We start from the raw sequence: 19,933 nt of genomic DNA, 5'->3' as shown, positions 1-19,933 counted from the left end.
ACAGGCGGCGGCGGATCCCAGATCTGGGGGGCGTACAGCGACGGATACTCGTACCTGGTCAAGACGTGGCGGTACGAGGCCGACCAGCCTGATCGAGTACAACGAGCTCTGTGGGACCAGGAGTTGCGTACGCTGTACAAGGTGGCGAGTAGCCCACGGTCCGACGAGGCCCTGGTGGTACTCAAGGACGCGGGTCTCGACCGGGAGCACCACTGCTTCGTGATGGTCCTAGAGGCGCCCGGGTACGAGCGTGTCTCAGAGGCTCTGCGTAAACGGGGACGCTATTCCTGGCTATCCAACCGGGGCACTGCTGCCCGCGAGCAGACGTGGGCCGGTCTGCTGCGCGTCGCTACCGGCCTGCATTTGTTGCATGAGCGGCATGTACTGCACCGCGGAGTGGACGTCGACTCGCTCTTCTTCGCAGAAGACCTGGGGCCGGAGTCGCTGAGGCTCGGGGGGTTCGAGTGGTCCGTCAAGCTGGGCCGTCCAGTGGGCTCCCCGCCACCCGACGGCTGGCCGTTGCCACCGGAGCGTACAACCAGCGGCACGACGACCTGGCATCAGGATGATGACTGGTTCGCCTTCGGCATCCTGTGTGCCCGGCTACTCCTCGACCTCGAACGCTTCAGCACCAATCCGCCGAACGAGCGCCATGCGCGCGTGCTGAAGGTCGTCGAGACGTCCGTGCACGAACTGACCGAGTCTGAACGCAAGCTCTTGCTGGACCTCGTCGCTGACGCTCCGCTTGAGCGCCTCACCGCCCCGTACGACATCATCAACCGCATCCAGGACATCATGCGGTCCCTGGCCAACCCGCTGCGCACCCAACAGGAGAACGTGCAGTACATCGTGACGCTGGACCTGCGGCGGCCAGAGTTCATCGACTACCTGATGAGCAACGGGCTGCGGGAGCACCTGGGACTCGGCCCTATGGGCACCTTCGTCCCCGGGGACCCCGCCCATCGCCAGGCGGCGTGCGAGTTCGTCCGCCAGGACCTGCAGACTCCGCTGTTGTACGCCATGCCGAACAGGGACTACTTCATCCTCGTCGGTGGCCGGCTCTGTCTGCGCGTCACCGCCTACCGCGGCAAGGACGGTGCACTCACCTGGCAAGTCGCAGACTGCCGCACCGCGCAGCCGCTGCGCTTCAGCAGCGGTGAGGACAGCTGTCGGGAACTTCCTGCCGGCCGGGTGTTCGCCTATGCCCGCGATGAGGTCTTCCGCGATCGCACGATCATGCAGAATGCAACCTCGTGGGAACCGGTGCTACCAAAGATCGACCGCGGTGTGCAGATCTCCCGGGAACTGTCTCGCTTCCATGACTTCGTCCGGGCAAGCAACCAGATCGAACTGCTGCTCCTAGATTCCCAGATCTTCCCATACGAGATTCTCAGCGGCCCGTCATTGCAGGATGGCGAAGAGCGCATCGTCGTGCAGGAAAGGGACCGGCCCGAGGGGCATGAGATCTTCGAGGCCTTCAACGTGGGCTTCATCGAATTCCTCCAGAAGGAGGCGCAGGGCAGCGACTCCAGCGTCATCCTCTCCGGACCACGCGATGGCGACCGGCTGCGATTGCCGCCGCGGGACCGGCAAGCCGCCGCAGACGACGGCAACGTGTGGCAGGTCGCCGGCATGGACCAGCTGACGCGCCAGGTCACGCTCGTGCGGCCTGGTCTGGACCCGGATCGTGTGAAGGCCGACAAGGAGGGGTTTCTGCGAAGTGCAGGAATGCCGGGGCAGATCAGCCTGTTCCTGCGGCGGAAAAAGGCGATCGACGCGCTAGATCAGCACAGCTATCTATTGCGGTCTCTGGCAGCCCCGAGCCATGTACGTATGGATACCGGCGCGTCCGACCTTCCTGTTCAGCTCGATCACGATCGCGTCGACGAGCCTAAACGGGCCAGTATCGAGGACATCCTGCGGGTGCGGCCCATCTATACACTCCAGGGTCCGCCAGGTACCGGGAAGACGACCCTAGTAGCCTGGTTGCTGCGCGAAATTCTGGCCGAGGACCCTGTGGTCCAGGTGCTGGTGACAGCGCAGGCCCACGGGGCCGTCGACGTGCTGCGTTCGAAGGTCGGCGAGGCGTTCCAAGACGTGCCCGACAGTGAGCGCCCCTTGGAGATCCGGTTGCACGGCGCTCGCAAATCCGGCACGGCACCTGCGGCCGACGGCGCCGAGGGCGTGGCCAGACAGGTACTGGAGCGCAGCATCACCCGACTGAGCAACCTGCCCTCCCTCAGCAACGTGCAAGTGGCGTGGCTGGAGGATGCGAAAGTCATGGTCAGCGAAATCAGCATGATGCAGGACCTGGACAAACTCGGCCGACGTTCCTCGGACTTCGTCGAACTGGTCAAGCGTGGCGCCAACCTCACGTACTGCACCACCAGCGCGGGCGACCTGGTCGCTCTGGCGGCGGGCCAGGCCTTCGACTGGTCGATCGTCGAAGAAGCAGGCAAGGCGCATGGATTCGATCTGGCGCTGCCGTTGCAAGCCGGGCACCGTTGGCTGCTCATCGGCGACCACAAGCAGCTGGACCCGTATCGGTACGAGGACTACAGACAGGGGCTCGAGAAACTGGACACGGTGGTCAGAACGCTCAAGGAGCTCAAGACGAGGGCGTCCGGGCTTCTCGACCAGGATTTGATCGACTCATGGGACCAGCGCAGCCCAGCGGAGCGGAAGGACTTCCAGGAGTTCGCCAAGGGATGGCTGAAGACCTTCGATCGCCTATACAAGTACTGCGAGGTGGCTGCCGGCGCCGACCCGTTGGTCACGGACACCGAGGCGAAGGGCGCCTCCGCAGGGCAGCTGATTGGCCAGCATCGAATGCACCCCGACATCGGCCGACTGATCTCGGAGGCGTACTACGAGGGGAGGCTAGACAACCGCACGCTGGACGAGAACGGTCAGCCAGTCACCAGGGTGCGCCACGGCTTCACAACACCACAGGGCATCCGGGACCGCGCCGTGGTGTGGCTGGACGTGCCCTGGTGCAGCGATAATGCTCAGACCCGTGAAGTGGGGCCGAGTAGCGGACAGTCTCCGTACACCAATCCGATGGAGGCCCAGGCACTGGCCAGGTTTCTGCGGCAGCTTGGGCCCAGCGCGGACTATCAGGGCAAGCTCGCGGTGCTAGCACCCTATGCCCGGCAGGTTCGCCTGCTGAGTGAACAACTGCGAGGAATACATCTGCCACAAGGGCTGGAACCTCAGCTGGGGCTGAACGTCGGTCGGGCTGACACCAACCGATTCCCCACCCACACCGTTGACTCCTTCCAAGGAAACCAGGCGGACGTCGTCGCTATCAGCCTGGTACGAAACAACCTAGAGCAGCCGGGGCAGGGACTGGGGTTCCTTGACGATCCCGGACGTATGAACGTCCTGCTCTCGCGGGCGGAACGACTGCTCATCCTTGTCGGTTCCTGGGACTTCTTCACTTACCAGGTGCAGTCGGTGCAACTGGCGGATACGTCCCAGCCGTTGTGGTCCTTTAAGCGGATCGTGACTCTCCTGGACGAGTGGTTCGAGAACGGCAAGGCTGTTCGCATCCCAGCGGAATTCGGGGGGACCCTGTGATTGTTCTCGTACCGGTGAGTATGTTCAACGTTCCCTACCAAGTAGCTCGGGGACGCCCCTACAGCCGTCTGGAGCGGCGGGTTTTGGAGGACATCGCGACACGTGAGGGTGCCACCCTGACGTCGCTCTGCGAGACATTCCAGGTACATGAGCGGCTGCTTGTGGAAGCGGTGGTCACCCTTGTCGGGGCTGGCTGGGTCGCGGTCGCCAGCGGCCGCGAAGCCACCTTCGTCCTCACCGATGAGGGCCAGAAGGCACTGAGATCGGGCAAGGATCCGGCTTCAGTGACGGTGCTGTCGGCCGCGCCTGCCACGCTAATCTTCGACCGCACCACTGGCCAGTTGGCCCGGCGCGGTGAAGTCCCTACAGTCTCACCAGAGGACGCACGCCTCGACCTGAATCCATGCACCCCGGAACGCATCCGCCGCAACGCCCTGGACGAGTCGCAGGTCCAGAAGCTGTTGCCCCGTACCAGTGGCGATTGGGTACGCAGCATCGGCCCGGCCCGGCTCACCACCTTCCGGCGGTACATCGCCGTGCGTGTCGATCTCGCGGAGGAGTCCATCGTCGGACTCCCGCGAGGCTGGTACCCGGCGCTGTCCGGTGAGGTGCTGGCAGCAGCCCGAAGCAAGCAGGAAGAGGACGAAGAGACCACACTCTTTGAGCCCGCGTCAGGCACGCCGTCCCGCATGCGAGACCTAGCGACCGCTCCGGATGGTGACAACGCGCCACCCGCACCATCGTCATCGGCTGTCGGACCCGTAGAGCCATCCCGCACGCTTACTCCGGCACAGCATTCGAGATCGACGCGGGCGACTCCCCTCACCGTTGCGAAGCGCACTTGGATCGCGGCCTCTGACCGGGCCTCCGCACCGCCACCCCCAGAGGCGGTCTCGTACCCGTGGCTAGACGACCTGCGTCCAGAAGTGCTCGGCGACGGCTCAGCGGATTCCACCATGGGCGCCGAGCTCTTGGCTGTGCTGGACGACAGAGAAGCTCATGAGCGACTGCTCGCAGAGGTGCTGTCCTCCGCTGTGCAGCACATCCTGATCGCCTCACCCGTGGCGTCCTTGGAGCGATTGTCGAAACTGGGAGATGCCATCCGGACCGCCGTCACGCGCGGCGTACGGGTGGACGTGCTCTACGGCGACACCGATGAGGACACCAGCCCTGAAGCTGTCGTGGATCTGCTGCATCGGATCGGGTACGAGGCTGCTCGTCGGCGTGGACGAGATCTGCTGCGGTCGGCGCCGCAGGGGACTCACAGCGGGGCCGGTCTGCTGCTCTTCGACCGCGGTGGCGCGCCTCTGGAAGCGGTCGTCGGTGACCACGCGTGGTGCGGCTCCGGCACAAGTGACGGGACACGTTCGGTGCATCTCCGGGGATCGGAGTTGATGGGGTACGTGGCCAGAGCGGCGGGGGGCCTCTGGGTGTGGAGCGGTGTCTCGGAGTCGGCCGACCGGTGGCGGCGTGTGGCGGAACAATGCCAGGACGCTTTGGCCCTGGAGACTGCGCGCGGTGGTGATGCTGCGAGCCAGGTCCCGGCTGAGCTGATCGTGGACGACGAGCACGCCGGAATCATGGGAGCTCTGCCTGGCGACACCCTGTACTTCGGCGGGACCAGCCGTCGTGACCAGGGCGCAGCTATCGGCATCCGGGGCGTCACGGTGGCGATGCGCCGCTCCGATGTGGAGACAGCGCGCTCCACTCTGTGAAGTGCGCTGCGCACCTGTTGGGGGGTCTCAAGTACGGTCTAAGCTCCGGGCTCGGCGCGCCAGGGGTTGGCAGTTTCGGGCAGGCGGCAGTCGAGGACTTTCGCCGTCACGATGACGCCATGCTGGTCGCGTTGCTCCTGGGCACGTGCGTCTTGATCATGTTGCACAGAGAGAAGCGTGTGACCCCGTGGTGCGCGGTGTCTATTCTCTCACTCTTTGTGGCTCCAGCGGCCACAGTCGAAGTAGCCGATGAGGTAGATAGCTGCAGTGCGGGGCGTGCGCAGGTAGTCGCGGACGAGTTGGCCGGCCAGTGCGGTCGGTACGTCCTGGTTCCAGCATCCGCGGAGTTCGAGGAACTGGTCGCGAGATTGTGCAGCCGCCACGGGTGCACGGAGGTCCGGCGGGTGGGTGGTTCGCACGACAACGGTGCTGACGCCCTCGGGCGTCCCCCGGACGGCCGGACCATGGCGGGGGACACCCTCGCCAACCTCACCCTCACCTACACCGACAGCAGCGAATCCATCACCATCTACAACGACAGCTCCGGCACCACCGACCTCGTCGTCGACTCCAGTGGCTGCTACACCTGACAGACTCCCCCCTTGAGGCCTCGGGGCCGGGCACGCAGCGAGTGCCCGGCCTCAGCCACCTCTCTGCAGGACACCCAGGCAAGGCCGACATACGGAGCGGATGCTGATCCACTCTCGAACAGGTTGGCCGCCACCGCCCGCCTTCGCATCGCTGCAGGAGAGGTCGAGGGCCTCGCAGAGGCCGCCGCACCTGCACTCCGGGCCGTTTTCCTCTTCGGACCATTTCCTTGCCCCTCGGCCATCACCGAGACGCCGAGACGCTTCCTCAGCAGACACCTGCTGCCGCTAATCATCGGGTGCCCAATCAGCAGATGGGACAACGAGTCGCCCCGTAGACACCTTCGGTCTGGACACGGCCGCACCGTCCCGGCCCCTGGGTGGCCCCTGGATCTTGGCATCGTCCCTCAGGGCAGTCGCCCGAGCGGCGAGCAACAACCTCCGATCGCCTATTCCGCCGCAGGTCAGAGGGCTTGTAGCTCTCCCAAGCGCCACCGGACTCCAAACCCACGAGCAGCGGATTCAGTCCGTTCAGGCAAAGTTGACGCTCCGACACCCAAAAATGAACGTTTCCGCAGGTCAAAGACCTGCACTGGTGGGGCGGGTGGGACTCGAACCCACGGCCGACGGATTATGAGTCCGCTGCTCTAACCGGCTGAGCTACCGCCCCATAGCGGCGTGTCGCGTACATGTGTGCGCGCCGTCTGCCGCAGCATAGCCGCTCATACGATCTCCTGCTTCGGATGGTCGGCGAACTGCGACGTTCACGACCTTGAGGACATCGGCGCAGGCCCGGCGGTTCCCCGGGACATGAAAAAGGACCCCACCAGGGGTCCTCGTTCAGCATGCTCCCCCGACTGGACTCGAACCAGTAACCTGCCGGTTAACAGCCGGCTGCTCTGCCAATTGAGCTACGGAGGACCGAGCTCCCCCGACTGGACTCGAACCAGTAACCTGCCGGTTAACAGCCGGCTGCTCTGCCAATTGAGCTACGGAGGAATGCCTCGTCGCATCGAACGCACCTACCTGGGTATTCGCCAGGGGGCGGGCGCTCGCTGCGACACATACATTAGCGCAAGCAGGGGGGTGCTCCGCCAATCGGTACTCCCCACGAGACTCCCCCACGAGGGAAGGGTGGCCGCCATGCGCTACAAGCTCACGTTCGTCGTCGGGCTCGCTCTCGGTTACGTGCTCGGTACCAGGGCCGGACGCGAGCGCTACGAGCAGCTCAAGAAGTCGGCCCGCCAGGTCGCCCAGAACCCGGCGGTCCGCAACACCGCCGAGACCGCCGCCCAGCAGGGCCGCGCCTACGCCGGCAAGGCCTTCCACTCGGTCAGCGCGAAGGTCGGCGACCACATGCCCGACTCCGTCGCCGCCCGCGTCCGCTCCCTGCGCGAGCGCAGCCAGGCCGACGGAGCGGACGACTGGGGCACCAGCAACACGTAGGTCCCCTTTTCAACACGCCCGGCTGCAGCCCCCCAGGGACGCGGGCCGTGTCCGATATGCGGCTCCGCCGCGCGGGCGCGACCAACCCCCACACACCCGCACCCGAAACACTGCGCCCACCCGAACGGCGCCCGTCGGCCGAACCACAGCGGAGCGTGCGGCAGAATTTCGGTCATGGGGATAGTCGCCGGGTTGGACAGCTCACCGGATTTCACTCGCATCGTGGTCTGCGACACGGACACGGGTGCGGTGCTCCGCCAGGGATACGCACCGCACCCGGTCGACACGCCGGACGGCGGGGCGCGCCCCAGTGACGTCGACCCGCAGGCCTGGCTGCTCTCCCTCGGGGAGGCTGCCGGCGGCGGTCTCCTCGAGGGCGTGCAGGCCATCGGCGTGTCGGCGCAGCAGAACGCGGTGGTCCCGCTGGACGCCCAGGGCAACACCGTCCGCCCGGCGATGGTCGGCGGCGACAAGCGCGCCCAGGTCGCGGCGGCCGATCTCATCGACGCGCTCGGCGGGCGCGAGGCCTGGGCGCAGGCGGTGGGGTGCGTGCCGCAGGCGGCCCAGCCGGTGACCAAGCTGCGCTGGCTGGCGAGGGCCGAGCCGGAGAACGCCCGGCGCACCGCCGTACTGCTGCAGGCGCACGACTGGCTGGTGTGGCAGCTGCTGGGGCGGCCGGTGCGGCGGACCACCGATCGCGGGGGTGCCTCCGGGACCGGGTACTGGTCGGCGGCCACCGGCGGGTACCGGCCCGACCTCGTCGAACTCGCCCTGGGGCACCAGGTGATGCTGCCCGAGGTGATCGGGCCGTCCGACGCGGCCGGTACGACCCCGGAGGGGCTGCTGATCTCCGCGGGGACCGGCGAGACGATGGCCGCCGCGTTCGGGCTGGGGCTCGGGTTCGGGGACGCCGTCGTGTCGCTGGGCGCCTCGGGGTCGGTCATGGCCGTGCATCCGGAGGCGCTCGCCGACCCCTCCGGGATGATCACCTCGCTCGCCGACGCCACCGGGATGCATCTGCCGGTCGTCACCACGCTCAACGCCGTACGGACCCTGCGCGGGACCGCGGAGCTGCTGGGACTGGCCGATCTGGAGAGCCTGTCCGACCTGGCGATGAAGTCGACGCCCGGCTCGCACGGGCTGGTCATGCTGCCGTACCTGGAGGGCGAGCGGACGCCGAACCTGCCGCACACCGCCGGGACGCTGGCCGGGCTGCGCCGGGAGTCGATGAAGGCGGAGCATCTGGCGCGGGCCTCCTTCGAGGGGATGCTGTGCGGGCTCGCCGACGCGCTCGACGTGCTGCGCGGCCGGGGTGTGGAGGTGCGGCGGGTCTTCCTGCTCGGCGGGGCCGCCGAGCTGCCGGCGGTGCAGGCGGCGGCGCCGATGCTGTTCGGCGCGCAGGTCGTCGTACCGCAGCCGGCGGACTACGCGGCGATCGGGGCGGCCCGGCAGGCGGCCTGGGCGCTCGGGGTCTCCCAGGGGACGCTGGACCCGCGCACCCCACCGGTATGGCAGGGTGCGACGGCCCAGGTGCTGGAGCCCGGGGACGAACTGGCCGTGGGGCAGGCCGTGCGGCAGCAGTACGTGTCGGTGCGCGAACAGACCCATCCGGGGGCGTTTCGGGCGTAATCGTGCGCCCCCGGTGCCGCAAGGTATCCGCTCTCGGGTTAATCGGTTGAGGTAACGCGGGTGGAGTGTCGGACGATAGGGGCCTAGGGCAAGCGACCCCGCCCCCACCGCCGACTCCGAGAGACGTAGCGTGCTCATACGACTTCTGCGGACCTATCTCAGGCCCTACAGGAAACCCATCTCCATCCTGGTGCTGCTGCAGTTCCTGCAGACCTGCGCCACTCTCTACCTGCCCACGCTCAACGCGCACATCATCGACAACGGCGTCGTGAAGGGTGACACGGATTACATCCTGTCCTTCGGCGCCCTGATGATCGGCATCTCGCTCGCCCAGGTGGTGTGCAACGTCGGTGCCGTCTACTACGGCGCCAGAACCGCGTCGGCGCTCGGCCGGGACGTGCGGGCCGCCGTCTTCGACCGGGTGCAGTCCTTCTCCTCACGTGAGGTGGGTCACTTCGGGGCGCCCTCGCTCATCACCCGTACGACGAACGACGTACAGCAGGTCCAGATGCTGGTCCTGATGGCGTTCACCCTGATGGCGTCGGCGCCCATCATGTGTGTCGGCGGCATCGTCCTCGCCCTCGGCCTGGACGTTCCGCTGTCCGGGGTGCTGGTCGCCGTCGTCCCCGTGCTGGGGATCAGCGTGACGCTGATCGTGCGGCGGCTGCGGCCGCTGTTCCGGGCCATGCAGGTGCGCCTGGACACGGTGAACCGGGTGCTGCGCGAGCAGATCACCGGCAACCGGGTGATCCGCGCGTTCGTCCGCGACGAGTACGAGCAGGGGCGGTTCGGGAAGTCCAACCGCGATCTCACCGAGATGCAGCTGGCCACCGGCAACATGCTCGCGCTGATGTTCCCGATCGTCATGACCACGGTGAACGTCTCGTCCATCGCCGTCGTCTGGTTCGGTGCGCACCGGATCGACAGCGGCCAGATGGCGATCGGCGATCTGACCGCGTTCCTCGCCTACCTCATGCAGATCGTGATGTCCGTGATGATGGCCACCTTCATGTTCATGATGGTGCCGCGCGCGGAGGTCTGCGCCGAGCGCATCGAGGAGGTCCTGGACACCGAGTCCAGCGTCGTCCCGCCGAGCGCGCCGGTGATCGAGCTGCGGCGCCACGGGCACCTGGAGATCCGGGGCGCGGGCTTCTGCTATCCGGGTGCCGAGGAGCCGGTGCTCAAGGCCGTGGACCTGGTGGCCCGGCCCGGCGAGGTGACCGCCGTGATCGGTTCCACCGGCAGCGGCAAGTCCACCCTGCTCGGCCTGGTGGCCCGCCTCTTCGACGCCACGGACGGCTCTGTCCTCGTGGACGGGGAAGACGTCTCGGGGCTGGAGCAGAAGCTGCTCGCGAAGACGGTGGGCCTGGTGCCGCAGAAGCCGTATCTGTTCGCGGGGACCGTGGCGACCAACCTGCGCTACGGCAACCCGGACGCCTCCGACGAGGAGCTGTGGCACGCGCTGGAGGTGGCGCAGGCCAAGGGCTTCGTGGAGAAGCTGGAGGGCGGGCTGAACGCGCCCATCGCCCAGGGCGGTACCAACGTCTCGGGCGGTCAGCGGCAGCGGCTCGCCATCGCCCGCACCCTCGTGCAGCGCCCGGAGATCTACCTCTTCGACGACTCCTTCTCCGCCCTCGACTACGCGACCGACGCGGCCCTGCGCGCCGCGCTCGGCCGGGAGACCGCCGAGGCGACCGTCGTCATCGTCGCCCAGCGGGTGGCGACCATCAGGGACGCCGACCGGATCGTCGTCCTCGACGAGGGACGGGTCGTCGGCACCGGCCGCCACCACGACCTCATGGCCGACAACGAGACCTACCGGGAGATCGTGCTCTCCCAGCTGACGGAAGCGGAGGCCGCCTGATGGCCGGGCCCATGGGACGCATGATGGCCGGGGGCGGCCCCGACCAGCGCTCGATGGACTTCAAGAACTCGGGCAAACGGCTGATCGCCCGGTTCAAACCCGAACAGCTCACGATCTACGTGCTGCTGTTCTGCGTGGTGGCGAGCGTCGCCCTCAACGTGATCGGCCCCAAGATCCTCGGCCGCGCCACCGACCTGGTGTTCGCCGGTGTCATCGGCAAGCAGATGCCGGCGGGGACCACCAAGGACCAGGTCCTGCAGTCCATGCACGAGCGCGGCCAGGACACGGTCGCCGACATGCTCAAGTCCACCGACTTCACCCCGGGCAAGGGCATCGACTTCGACCAGGTCGGCAACGTCCTGCTCTTCGCGCTCTGTACGTACCTCGTCGCCGGCCTCCTGATGGCGGTGGCGACGCGCCTGGTCAACCGGGCGGTCAACCGCACGATGTACCGGATGCGCGAGGACGTCCAGGGGAAGCTGTCGCGGCTGCCGCTGTCGTACTTCGACAAGCGGCAGCGCGGCGAGGTCCTCTCCCGCGCCACCAACGACATCGACAACATCGGCCAGACCCTGCAGCAGTCGATGGGCCAGCTCATCAACTCGCTGCTCACCATCATCGGCGTGCTCGCGGTGATGTTCTGGGTGTCCTGGATCCTCGCCCTGGTCGCCCTGGTCACCGTGCCGCTGTCCTTCGTGGTCGCCACCCGGGTCGGCAAGCGCTCGCAGCCGCACTTCGTGCAGCAGTGGCGCTCCACCGGCAAGCTGAACGCCCACGTCGAGGAGATGTACACCGGGCACACCCTGGTGAAGGTGTTCGGCCGCCAGGAGGAGTCGGCGAAGCAGTTCGCCGAGCAGAACGACGCGCTGTACGAGGCCGGGTTCAAGGCGCAGTTCAACAGCGGGGTCATGCAGCCGCTGATGATGTTCGTGTCGAACCTGAACTACGTGCTGGTGGCCGTGGTCGGCGGCCTCAGGGTCGCGTCGGGCGCGCTCTCCATCGGTGACGTGCAGGCCTTCATCCAGTACTCCCGGCAGTTCTCGATGCCGCTGACCCAGGTCGCGTCCATGGCCAACCTGGTGCAGTCCGGTGTCGCCTCCGCCGAGCGGATCTTCGAACTCCTCGACGCGGAGGAGCAGGAGGCCGACCCGGTGCCGGGCGAGCGTCCCGCCGAACTGCGCGGGCGGGTGGCGCTGGAGCACGTCTCCTTCCGCTACGACCCGGAGAAGCCGCTCATCGAGGACCTCTCCCTGACGGTCGAGCCCGGTCACACGGTCGCGATCGTCGGCCCGACCGGCGCCGGCAAGACCACGCTCGTGAACCTGCTCATGCGGTTCTACGACGTCTCCGGCGGCCGGATCACCCTCGACGGCGTCGACGTCACCCGGATGTCCCGGGACGAGCTCCGCGCCGGGATCGGCATGGTGCTCCAGGACACCTGGCTGTTCGGCGGCACCATCGCGGAGAACATCGCGTACGGCGCCTCCCGCGAGGTCACCCGAGGCGAGATCGAGGAGGCGGCCCGGGCGGCCCACGCCGACCGGTTCGTGCGGACCCTCCCCGACGGCTACGACACCGTGATCGACGACGAGGGCACGGGTGTCAGCGCCGGTGAGAAGCAGCTCATCACCATCGCGCGGGCGTTCCTGTCCGACCCGACGATCCTGGTCCTCGACGAGGCGACCTCCTCGGTCGACACCCGTACCGAGGTCCTCATCCAGAAGGCGATGGCCAAACTGGCGCACGGGCGGACCTCGTTCGTCATCGCCCACCGGCTGTCGACCATCCGCGACGCCGACACCATCCTGGTGATGGAGAACGGCTCGATCGTGGAACAGGGCGCACACGCGGAGCTCCTGGCCGCGGACGGCGCCTACGCACGGCTGTACAAGGCACAGTTCGCGCAGGCGGTGGCCGAGGTGGACTGAACAGGTGCGGTGCGTCGTGGGCGCGGGCGGGGGGTTTCACTCGCCCGCGCTCGCGGGGTGCCGCCGGCAGCTGAAGCGCCCCTTCGGGGGCGCTGGGGGTCCCCCCGGCCGAAGGCTGGGGGAGGAACTGCGCGACCAGCCCCCACGCACCCGCACCCGGCGTCAGTCCAGATAACCCCTCAGCTGGTCCGCGAATGCGTGATCCCGCAGCTTGTTCAGAGTCTTCGACTCGATCTGCCGGATCCGCTCCCGCGTCACCCCGAAGATCCGCCCTATCTCCTCCAGCGTCCGAGGACGGCCGTCGGCCAAGCCGTACCGCAGCTGGACCACCTTCCGCTCCCGCTCCCCCAGCGTCGACAGCACCGCCTCCAGGTGCTCCCGCAGCAGCAGGAACGCCGCCGACTCCACCGGGCTCGTCGCGTCGCCGTCCTCGATCAGGTCGCCGAGGGCCACGTCGTCCTCCTCGCCCACCGGGGCGTGCAGGGAGACCGGTTCCTGGGCGAGCCGCAGCACCTCGCCCACCCGCTCCGGCGCCAGGTCCAGGTGCGCGGCGACCTCCTCGGGCGTCGGCTCGTAGCCCCGCTCCTGCAGCATCCGGCGCTGGACGCGTACCACCCGGTTGATGAGCTCCACGACGTGCACCGGGACGCGGATGGTGCGGGCCTGGTCGGCCAGGGCGCGGGACATGGCCTGGCGGATCCACCAGGTCGCGTACGTCGAGAACTTGTAGCCGCGGGCGTAGTCGAACTTCTCGACGGCGCGGATCAGCCCGAGGTTGCCCTCCTGGACCAGGTCGAGCATGGTCAGGCCGCGGCCGACGTACCGCTTCGCCACCGAGACCACCAGCCGCAGGTTCGCCTCGATGAGCCGGCGCTTGGCCATCCGGCCCATCACGACCAGCCGGTCGAGATCCAGCGCCAGCTCGCTGTCGAGGTCGGACGCGCCGCTCAGCTTCTCCTCGGCGAACAGGCCGGCCTCGACCCGGCGGGCGAGTTCGACCTCCTCGGCGGCGGTGAGCAGCGGGATACGGCCGATCTCGCGGAGGTACTGGCGGAACAGGTCCGAGGAGGGGCTTGCGGTGTCCGCGCGGGCGGCGGCCGGCGGTTCGGCGGGCTCGGGTTCCGTGTCGGGCGCGTCGGCCGTGAGCTCCTCCGGCGGCGGGCCCTCCGGCTCGGCCCCGGTGTCCGCCTCCGGCTCCGTCTCGGGGTGCACCGCCACCCTGCTCTGCGGCGGCACACCGGCGTAGACGTCGGTGTCGGCTTCCGGCTCGTCCGTGAGCGTGCTGCTGTCTGTCTGGGTCAGGGTCTGGGTCTGCACGGGGGCGACCTCCAGGATGATCGCTGCCAGGGGGTACGGCAGCGGTACTTCGGGAGCGGAGACGACGGCCTCGCCGCTGTCCGTCCCGTACGCGATGAGTGGAACGGCGGGGGTGTGGGACCCGTCCGGGACGGGCCGGCCGCGCTCCGAGGACTCAGGCACCGCACCCCAGTGTGGGGTAAGACACATCGCCGCCACGAGGGGCGTGCGGTGACTTTTTGCGTCCGGTCCGTGACCGCGCGGTTACCCTGCCCGGCCGCACCCGCCTCAGAGCGCGGCGGCGCCCTGCTCGCGCAACGCCTGCCCGTACTGCTGGAGCACCCACAACTCGTTCTGCACGGCCGCGAGTTGGGCCGGGTCGCCGCCGGTGCCGAGGCGGGTGAGGGTGATCTGGATCTCGTGGATCCGGCGGTCGACGGCCCGGCGGCGGACGGTCACGAGTTGCTCGCCCGCGTAGTTCTCGTCGACCGTGCGCCGCATGATCGCCTCGACGGCGAGCTCCGTGACCATGGCGCGGACGGTGTCGTCGGGGGCCGTCTCGCGGACGCGGACCAGGTACTCCTGGGGGTCCTGGACGCCGTACTCGGCGCCGCCCGCCTCCATGATGGCCAGGCGTACGGCCGCGTAGGGCTCGGCGGTGAACTCGTCGAGGCCGTACGCGTCGAACGCCGGGGAGACCAGCTCCGGGCGCTGCAGGGCGAGCTTCAGCAGCTCCCGCTCGGTGGCGAAGACGGCGTTGCGGAGGTTGAGGGCGGGGCCGGAGACGGCGGGGCGCGAGGCTCCGGTGTCGTACGACGGCTGCTGCGGGCCGCGTCCCGGCCCGGAGGTCCTGCCGCCGCCCCCGCCCTTCTCGCGGGCCCAGCGGGCCAGCTGGGCCACCCGCTTGACGACGAACTGGGTGTCGAGGATGCCGAGCATGCCGGCCAGTTCGACGGCGACCTCGTGCTGGGCGCCGCTGTTCTTGATCCGGGCGACGATCGGCGCGGCCTCGTCGAGGGCGGCCGCGCGGCCCGCGGGGGTGTCCAGGTCGTAGCGGGCGACGATCTGGCGGAGCGCGAACTCGAAGAGCGGGGTGCGGGGTTCGACCAGGTCGGCGACCGCCTCGTCGCCCTTGGCAAGGCGCAGCTCGCAGGGGTCCATGCCGTCCGGTGCGATGGCGATGTAGGTCTCGGCGGCGAACTTCTGGTCGTCCTCGAAGGCGCGCAGGGCCGCCTTCTGGCCGGCCGCGTCGCCGTCGAAGGTGAAGATCACCCGGGCCGAGCCGTTGTCCATCAGCAGGCGCCGCAGGATCTTGATGTGGTCGCCGCCGAAGGCCGTGCCGCAGGTGGCGATCGCCGTCGTCACCCCGGCCAGGTGGCAGGCCATGACGTCGGTGTAGCCCTCGACCACGACCGCGCGGCTGGACTTCGCGATGTGCTGCTTGGCGAGGTCGATGCCGTACAGGACCTGGGACTTCTTGTAGATCGCGGTGTCGGGCGTGTTGAGGTACTTGGGGCCGTTGTCGGCCTCGTACAGCTTGCGGGCCCCGAAGCCGACGACCTCGCCGCCGATGTCCCGGATCGGCCACATCAGGCGGCCGCGGAAGCGGTCGATCGGGCCGCGCCGCCCCTCCTGCGACAGCCCCGACAGCAAGAGCTCCTTGTCGGTGAAGCCCTGGCCGCGGAGGTAGCGGGTGAGGTGGTCCCAGCCCTGGGGGCTGTAGCCGACGCCGAAGTGGACGGCGGCGGCCTGGTCGAAACCGCGCTCGGCGAGGAAGACCCGGCCGGTCTCGGCCTCGGGGCTGGTGGCGAGCTGCTCCGCGTACCAGACGGCGGCGATCTTGTGCGCCTCGACCAGCCGGATCCGCTCACCGCGCTGGTGGGCCGGGTTGTACCCGCCCTCCTCGTAGCGCAGGGTGATGCCGGCCTGGGCGGCCAGCCGCTCCACCGCCTCCGAGAAGGAGAGGTGGTCCACCTTCATCACGAAGGTGAGGGTGTCGCCGCCCTCCTGGCAGCCGAAGCAGTGGAAGAGTCCCTTGCTCGGGCTGACCTGGAAGGACGGCGACTTCTCGTCGTGGAACGGGCAGAGTCCCTTGAGGTTCCCGCCGCCCGCGTTGCGCAGCTGGAGGTACTCGGACACGACGGCGTCGATCGGGACCGCGTCCCGTACCGCCTTCACGTCCTCGTCATTGATCCGTCCTGCCACGCGTGAATTCTACGGGGGCGGACCGACAGTCCCGTCGCCCGGAGAGACCACGGAGCGGTCAGGGCAGAAGGCTGCCGAGGGGGGTCTTGGGGTCGGCGAGGGCCTCGGTGTCCACCGGTTCACCGCTGCGGACGAGCTTCTGGATGTCCTCTGTGACATCCCACACGTTCACGTTCATCCCGGCGAGCACCCTGCCCTCCTTCACCCAGAAGGCGATGAACTCCCGCTTGCCCGCGTCCCCCCGGATCACCACCTGGTCGTACGACCCGGCCGGCGCCCACCCGCTGTACTCCATGCCCAGGTCGTACTGGTCGGTGAAGAAGTACGGCACCCGGTCGTACACCGCCTCCTGCCCGAGCATCGAGCGGGCCGCCGCCGGGCCGCCGTTGAGGGCGTTGGCCCAGTGCTCCACGCGGAGCCTCGTGCCGAACAGGGTGTGCGGGAAGGACGCCACGTCACCGGCCGCGAAGATGTCCGGGTCGGAGGTCCGCAGCCGTTCGTCGACGACGATGCCGCCGCCGTGCTCCCGGTCGGCGATCTCCAGTCCGGCCGCCTCGGCGAGGCCGACGCGCGGTGCCGCGCCGATCGCGGCGAGGACGTCGTGCGCCGGGTGCTCCTCGCCGTCGTCGGTGCGGGCGGCCAGGACCATGCCGTCCTGACCGACGATCTCGGTGAGCCGCACCCCGAAGCGGAAGCGGACCCCGTGCTCCTGGTGCAGCTGCGCGAAGACGTTGCCCAGTTCGGGTCCGAGCACACCGTGCAGCGGGGTCGGTCCGTGCTCGACGACGGTGACCTCGGCGCCGTACGTCCGCGCCGCCGCCGCGACCTCCAGGCCGATCCAGCCGGCGCCCGCGATGACGAGGTGCCCGTTGTCCCGGCCGAGGGCGGCGAGGACGCCCTTGAGGCGCTCGGCGTGCGCGAGGCGGCGCAGGTGGTGGACGCCGGCCAGGTCGGTGCCGGGGATGTCGAGGCGGCGGGGCTCGGCACCGGTGACCAGGAGCAGCTTGTCGTAGCGGACGATCGTGCCGTCGTCGCCGAAGCGGACGGTCCGGGCGGCGCGGTCGATCCGGTCGACGGTCTGGCCGAGGTGCAGTTCGATGTCGTGCTGCGCGTACCAGGCGGGCTCGTGCACGAAGACGCTGTCGCGCTCCTCCTTGCCGAGCAGGAAGCCCTTGGAGAGCGGCGGCCGCTCGTAGGGGTGGTCGCGTTCGTCGCAGATCAGTATCACCCGGCCGCTGAAGCCCTCGGCTCGGAGCGTCTCGGCCGCCTTCGCGCCGGCGAGTCCGCCTCCGACGATGACGAATGTCTGGTCCGCGTCGACCACTTGATGCCTCCTCGTAAGGGTGCCGCCACATATGCCGCCCACATGCGCCGCACTGTGAGCCTCCCGCACGCAGCGTGATGCGGGAAGAGGGAGTGCCCCCCACTGACGCGATCATGACCTGATCGGGCCAGACAAGGTCACAAATCGTTCACATACGCCCCGTCAGCCTCGCATGCAACGACCGCGCGGAGGCGTCGGTGAGCGAGCCGATCTGATCGACGATCACCCGCTTACGGGCGTGGTCGTCACCCGCCGTGTCGAACAGCGCCCGGAACTGCGGATCCAGGCCGTCGGGGGCGCGGGCGGTGAGCGCCTCGGCGAGTTCGGCCACCACGACCCGCTGATCGGCGCGGATCCGCTCCTGTTCGGCGCGCTGCATGACATACCGGTGGGCGATCGCCTTCAGGACCGCGCACTCCATCCGCGCCTCGCGCGGTACGACGAGTTCGGCGCCGTAGCGGGTCAGCCGGCCGCCGCCGTACGTCTCGCGCGTCGCGCCCTCCGCGGCCAGACAGAACCGGCCGATGAGCTGGCTGGTGGCGTCCTTGAGGCGGGCCTGGGCGACCGCGGTGCCGTCGTAGCCGTGCGGCCACCACTCCTCGTCCTGGAGCCGGTCCAGGGCGGCGGCGAGCTCGGCGGGGTCGGTGCCGGCGGGCACGTACCGGCCGACGGCGACGGCGAACACCTCCTGCCGTTCGGGTTCCGCGTGCAGGCAGTTGGGGTCGATGTGGCCCGCGTGCAGGCCGTCCTCCACGTCGTGCACGGAGTAGGCGACGTCGTCGGACCAGTCCATCACCTGCGCCTCGAAGCAGGTGCGGGTGCCGGGGGCCTCCTTGCGGACCCAGTCGAAGACCGGCCGGTCGTCCTCGTACACCCCGAACTTCGGGGACGCCGGGTCGGTGGGGTGCGCGCCGCGCGGCCACGGGTACTTGGTGGCCGCGTCCAGGGCGGCGCGGGTGAGGTTGAGGCCGACGGAGCCCTCGGGGGTGAACCGCTTGGGCTCGATACGGGTGAGGAGCCTGAGCGACTGGGCGTTGCCCTCGAAGCCGCCGCAGTCGTCGGCGAACTCGTTCAGCGCCTGCTCGCCGTTGTGGCCGAACGGGGGGTGACCGAGGTCGTGGGAGAGGCACGCGGCCTCCACCAGGTCCGGGTCGCAGCCGAGGGCTGCGCCCAGCTCACGGCCGACCTGGGCGCATTCGAGGGAGTGGGTGAGACGGGTACGGGGACTGGCGTCCCAGACCTGGGTGGCGGTGCCCGGAGTGACGACCTGGGTCTTGCCGGCGAGCCTTCTGAGGGCGGCGGAGTGCAGGATGCGGGCGCGGTCGCGCTGGAAGGCGGTGCGGCCGGGGCGTTTGTCGGGTTCGGGGGCCCAGCGGTCGGCTGACGCCGGGTCGTAGGCCGGGGGTGCGGGTGCGGGGACTGCCATGGTTCGACAGTACGGGGCGGTAGTGACAAATGGGTGTTTGGTGCGCCTGCCGATCTGCCGGGTTGGGTGCGGGTGCGGGTGCGTGGGGGCTTGTCGCGCAGTTCCCCGCGCCCCTAGGCGGCCGCGGTCACCGGCGTTCCCAGTGTCCGCTCGTACCGGTGGAGGATCAGGTCGGCCATCGCGTCGTGGACGCCGAGGGGGGCTGCCGTGATCCACGGGGCGTGGGCCGCGCACTCCGTCGCGAAGCGGCCCGGGGCCGTGAAGTAGGAGGCGATGGCGATGTGGCGGCGCCCCCTCGCCCGCAGGGCGGTGATCGCTTCCGGGACCGTCGGGGTCGCTGCCGAGGCGTAGGCCGGGAGGACCGGGACGCCCAGGCGGACCGCGAGGAGGTCGGCCGTGCGGGCGGTGTCGACCCTGGCGTCGGGGTCGCGGGAGCCCGCCGCCGCCAGGACCACCGCACTCGCGGGCCGGGGGCGCCAGCCGGCCTCCAGCAGCCGGTCGTGCAGGGTGTCGACCAGGAGGGGGTGCGGGCCCAGCGGCTCCGCGACGCGCGTCCGGGCCGCCGAGGCCGCCGCCATCTCCGGGATGTCCTGCCTGACGTGGTAGCCGCGGCTGAGCAGGAGCGGGACGAGGACGGCCCGGGCGTTGCCGAGGGCGGCGAGGGTGTCCGGGAGCAGCGGCTCGTTCAGCTCTATGTGACCGAGGTGCACGGGCAGGCCGGGGCGCAGCTCGCGCACCCGCTCCATGAGCGCCCGCACGGTGGCCAGCGCCCGGGGGTCGCGGCTGCCGTGGGCCACCAGGACCAGGGCGGGCGGGCCGGGGCGCGGGGAAAGGTCGGTCACGGTCATGCGAGGATCCTCGCCGGGCGAGGTTGCACCGCCGTTGCCTGACCGTCACAAGTGTTTTCCGGCACTTCACGGCACGAATCCGCACG

The 19,933-nt window shown here is 69.2% G+C and carries 13 protein-coding genes and 3 tRNA genes; 7 read left to right on the top strand and 9 right to left on the bottom strand.

Features of this window, described 5'->3' with window-relative positions; translation table 11 throughout:
• Window positions 1-174 precede the first annotated feature (174 nt).
• Both ACFZDK_RS43930 and ACFZDK_RS43925 read left to right on the top strand, forming a co-directional pair.
• Complete coding sequence (locus ACFZDK_RS43930; protein ID WP_390981543.1) at window positions 175-3,579, top strand: AAA domain-containing protein; 3,405 nt, start codon at window positions 175-177, stop codon at window positions 3,577-3,579.
• 83 nt (window positions 3,580-3,662) lie between these two features.
• Complete coding sequence (locus tag ACFZDK_RS43925) at window positions 3,663-5,294, top strand: hypothetical protein (RefSeq protein ID WP_390981541.1); 1,632 nt, start codon at window positions 3,663-3,665, stop codon at window positions 5,292-5,294.
• Window positions 5,295-5,503: 209 nt separating this feature from the next.
• Here the strand turns inward: ACFZDK_RS43925 and ACFZDK_RS43920 are convergent, their stop codons facing one another.
• Window positions 5,504-5,677 (bottom strand): hypothetical protein, encoded by a 174-nt coding sequence (locus ACFZDK_RS43920; RefSeq protein WP_390981539.1) that lies wholly within the window; start codon window positions 5,675-5,677, stop codon window positions 5,504-5,506.
• Window positions 5,678-5,758: 81 nt separating this feature from the next.
• Here ACFZDK_RS43920 and ACFZDK_RS43915 point away from each other — a divergent pair, with 81 nt between their 5' ends.
• Window positions 5,759-5,884, top strand: a complete 126-nt coding sequence (locus ACFZDK_RS43915) for a hypothetical protein (protein ID WP_390981720.1) — start codon at window positions 5,759-5,761, stop codon at window positions 5,882-5,884.
• A 590-nt stretch (window positions 5,885-6,474) separates the two neighbouring features.
• On the opposite strand, the gene ACFZDK_RS43910 is transcribed toward ACFZDK_RS43915, so the two are convergent.
• The 3 genes from ACFZDK_RS43910 to ACFZDK_RS43900 form a co-directional block, all read right to left on the bottom strand.
• Window positions 6,475-6,551, bottom strand: a tRNA-Ile gene (locus tag ACFZDK_RS43910).
• A 178-nt stretch (window positions 6,552-6,729) separates the two neighbouring features.
• Window positions 6,730-6,802, bottom strand: a tRNA-Asn gene (locus tag ACFZDK_RS43905).
• A gap of 5 nt (window positions 6,803-6,807) precedes the next feature.
• Window positions 6,808-6,880 (bottom strand) — tRNA-Asn (locus tag ACFZDK_RS43900).
• A 144-nt stretch (window positions 6,881-7,024) separates the two neighbouring features.
• On the opposite strand from ACFZDK_RS43900, the gene ACFZDK_RS43895 reads away from it, so the two are divergent.
• From ACFZDK_RS43895 to ACFZDK_RS43880, 4 genes are all read left to right on the top strand, one after another.
• Window positions 7,025-7,327 (top strand): YtxH domain-containing protein, encoded by a 303-nt coding sequence (locus tag ACFZDK_RS43895; RefSeq protein ID WP_390981537.1) that lies wholly within the window; start codon window positions 7,025-7,027, stop codon window positions 7,325-7,327.
• Between the two features lie 174 nt (window positions 7,328-7,501).
• On the top strand, window positions 7,502-8,956 hold the full coding sequence (locus ACFZDK_RS43890) for an FGGY family carbohydrate kinase (protein ID WP_390981535.1): 1,455 nt from the start codon (window positions 7,502-7,504) through the stop codon (window positions 8,954-8,956).
• 130 nt (window positions 8,957-9,086) lie between these two features.
• Window positions 9,087-10,820, top strand: a complete 1,734-nt coding sequence (locus ACFZDK_RS43885) for an ABC transporter transmembrane domain-containing protein (protein WP_390981533.1) — start codon at window positions 9,087-9,089, stop codon at window positions 10,818-10,820.
• Entirely contained in the window at window positions 10,820-12,748 is a 1,929-nt protein-coding gene (locus tag ACFZDK_RS43880) for an ABC transporter transmembrane domain-containing protein (RefSeq protein WP_390981530.1), read from the top strand. Before ACFZDK_RS43885 ends, ACFZDK_RS43880 begins: the two co-directional genes overlap by 1 nt.
• 162 nt (window positions 12,749-12,910) lie before the next feature.
• On the opposite strand, the gene ACFZDK_RS43875 is transcribed toward ACFZDK_RS43880, so the two are convergent.
• The 5 genes from ACFZDK_RS43875 to ACFZDK_RS43855 all read right to left on the bottom strand — a co-directional run bounded on the left by ACFZDK_RS43875 (window position 12,911) and on the right by ACFZDK_RS43855 (window position 19,847).
• On the bottom strand, window positions 12,911-14,227 hold the full coding sequence (locus ACFZDK_RS43875; protein ID WP_390981528.1) for a sigma-70 family RNA polymerase sigma factor: 1,317 nt from the start codon (window positions 14,225-14,227) through the stop codon (window positions 12,911-12,913).
• 105 nt (window positions 14,228-14,332) lie between these two features.
• Entirely contained in the window at window positions 14,333-16,249 is a 1,917-nt protein-coding gene (dnaG, locus tag ACFZDK_RS43870) for a DNA primase (RefSeq protein ID WP_390981526.1), read from the bottom strand.
• 58 nt (window positions 16,250-16,307) lie between these two features.
• Window positions 16,308-17,573 carry an FAD-dependent oxidoreductase gene (locus tag ACFZDK_RS43865; protein ID WP_390981524.1) on the bottom strand — a complete coding sequence of 422 codons (1,266 nt, stop codon included), beginning with the start codon at window positions 17,571-17,573 and terminating at the stop codon, window positions 16,308-16,310.
• Window positions 17,574-17,721: 148 nt separating this feature from the next.
• Entirely contained in the window at window positions 17,722-18,999 is a 1,278-nt protein-coding gene (locus tag ACFZDK_RS43860) for a deoxyguanosinetriphosphate triphosphohydrolase (RefSeq protein ID WP_390981522.1), read from the bottom strand.
• A 113-nt stretch (window positions 19,000-19,112) separates the two neighbouring features.
• Window positions 19,113-19,847, bottom strand: coding sequence for a CbiX/SirB N-terminal domain-containing protein (locus tag ACFZDK_RS43855; protein WP_390981520.1), 735 nt, complete (start codon window positions 19,845-19,847; stop codon window positions 19,113-19,115).
• Window positions 19,848-19,933: the final 86 nt, after the last annotated feature.

This window comes from Streptomyces sp. NPDC007901 (assembly GCF_042959465.1).
Taxonomy (GTDB): domain Bacteria; phylum Actinomycetota; class Actinomycetes; order Streptomycetales; family Streptomycetaceae; genus Streptomyces.
Note: the sequence above shows the minus strand (reverse complement) of the source record. Positions and strands in the feature narration are given on the sequence as shown.